At 66.5% G+C, this 1592-nt stretch carries 2 protein-coding genes; both read left to right on the plus strand.

Annotated elements, in window-relative coordinates:
• A partial coding sequence (locus AAF184_25930) for an RND transporter (protein ID MEO0425796.1) occupies positions 1 to 707 on the plus strand: 707 nt, incomplete at its 5' end.
• The coding region (locus AAF184_25935) for a TolC family protein (GenBank protein ID MEO0425797.1) at positions 704 to 1592 on the plus strand (889 nt) is incomplete at its 3' end. The genes AAF184_25930 and AAF184_25935, both read left to right, overlap by 4 nt.

Raw genomic sequence — 1592 nt, forward strand, 5'->3', positions numbered from 1 at the left:
CGGCAGCTGAGAATCGCTACCAAGCATCGCGCTTAGCCGCGGAGACGGCACGCCTCGACTACGACCGCAAGAAGCGTTTGTTCGATCAGGGCCTGGTGTCCCGCGTCGATTTCGAGACCGCGGAGATCAAGTACCGTGAGGCGAGCGCGAAGGCGGAGTCCGATCGCGCGTCGCTGGCGGGGCTGGATATCAACCTCTCTCGCCAATCGCTGCGCACGGTGTTGGCGCCCCGCGCCGGCACCATCGTCACCATCGAGGCGGGCGACAAAGCCACGCTCGTCTCGCCTGGGCAGACCATTGCCAGCTTCGTGCCGTCGGGTGTGCGCCTGGCGGCGGAGATCTACATCTCCGGTCTCGACGCGTCGATCGTCGAGCCCGGGCGGCTGGTGCGTCTTCGCTTCGAGGGGTGGCCCTCCGTGCAGTTTGGCGGTTGGCCCGAGGTGGCCATCGGCACCTTCGGCGGCATCGTCGCGTCCGTGGATCCCGTCGCTTCGGCCAACGGACGCTTTCGCGTACTGGTCACGGAAGATCCTTCCGATCCCTGGCCCGAGGAGCGCTACCTGCGACTCGGCGCGCGCGCCCAGGGCTGGATTCTGCTCAGCGAGGTGAAGCTCGGCTACGAGTTGTGGCGACGTCTCAACAGCTTCCCGCCACGCCCGCCGGAGTCACGCCAAGCCCCCGCGTCGATCGCGGCTGCTATCGAATGACGCCCCGCGCATCGCTCGGGCGGACTGGCCGCGCGCTACCCCTGGCCTGCCTGCTGGGCCTGCAGCTGATCAGTAGCGCGAGCGCGCAGGAGTCGATCGACACGCAGGCACTCAACCTATCGGATGTCATCGCTCGCCCCGAAGCCTTACAGGCCTTCGGCCCGATGGGGCCATCGGAAGACCTGGGGACTGGACAGGCGCTCGACATCGATGAGGTGCTCAGCTCGTCCATCGAGTCCTTCCCGAAGATCCTCGCCGCCGTCGAGAAGGCGGCCGCCGCCCGTGCCAAGGTGCTGTCCGCACAGGGCGTCGCCTACGACAGTGAGTGGCAGACCAAGTCGCTCAACTGGTTCAGTGGCTTCTACGAGGGGTTGACGGTCGACTCCAAGGTGGTGAAGCCGATTCGGGGGGACGCGATCCAGTTCTCCGGTGGCTATCGCATCAGTGATGCGGATTTCCCCATCTACCAGGACGAGTACGTCACCAACGATCTCGGTGAGATCAACGTGGGCGTGGTCTTCGCCTTGCTTCAAGACCGCGAGTTCGGGCCTCGCCGCTTCGCCCTGCGTCAGGCCGATCTGGATCTGCGCCTCACCAACCTCGAGCTGATGCGCACCCAGGTTCAGGTGCAGCACGGCGCCCTGCGAGCCTACTGGCGCTGGGTGGCGACCGGCCAGAAGCTCGTGGTCTACAGCGAACTGCTCGCGCTCGCCGTACGCCGCGACGACGCCCTGCGCCGGCGTATCGCCGAGGGTGACCTGGCCGAGATCTTCCTGGTGGAGAACGCGCAGAATCTCTTCAAGCGCCAGTCGCTCGTGGTGCAGGCGGAGCGGGACTTTCGCGTCGCCGGCTTGCAGTTGAGCCTCTACCTGCGCGACGGCGACG

This window comes from Pseudomonadota bacterium (genome assembly GCA_039815145.1).
GTDB lineage: Bacteria > Pseudomonadota > Gammaproteobacteria > Steroidobacterales > JBCBZW01 > JBCBZW01.